This is a genomic window from Virgibacillus carmonensis (assembly GCF_057836705.1).
The window spans coordinates 1-567 of record NZ_JBYQFJ010000315.1 but is presented as its reverse complement, the minus strand read 5'-3'; the positions used below and the strand labels follow the sequence as shown (position 1 = coordinate 567).

The window sequence follows — 567 nt, the reverse complement described above, 5'->3', positions numbered from 1 at the left end:
AACGGATAAAACAAAGGCAATTATTATTAATTCTCCAAGTAACCCAACCGGTATGGTTTATGATAAAGAAGAATTAAAAGCATTAGCAGAAGTTTGTCTAAAACACAATATTTTAATTGTTTCCGACGAAATATATGAAAAACTGATTTATACAAATGATAAGCACACCTCGGTAGCTCAATTATCAAATCAGTTAAAAAAACAAACAATTGTAATTAACGGTGTATCCAAATCACATGCTATGACGGGATGGCGTATTGGATATGCTGCTGGTGATAAAGAGATAATTAAGGCAATGACCAACATGGCTTCCCATTCAACGTCAAATCCTACCTCTATTGCCCAATTTGCTGCACTAGCTGCATATGATTCACCGGAGGATCCAATTACTGAAATGAAGAAAACCTTTAAAGAGCGGTTAGATACACTATATGATTTAATCGTGGATATTCCAGGAGTTACCTGTGAAAAGCCGAAAGGGGCATTTTATCTTTTTCCAAATGTGGAACAAGCTGTTAAAAATAATGGTTTTGAACATGTTGATGAATGGGTTACAGCATTATTGGA

General features: G+C 34.9%; 1 protein-coding gene. It reads left to right on the top strand.

Annotated features, from left to right (window positions below):
- Positions 1-567 (top strand): aminotransferase class I/II-fold pyridoxal phosphate-dependent enzyme (locus tag AC3G7N_RS22060; RefSeq protein WP_489424258.1); only part of this gene is annotated, 567 nt, incomplete at both ends.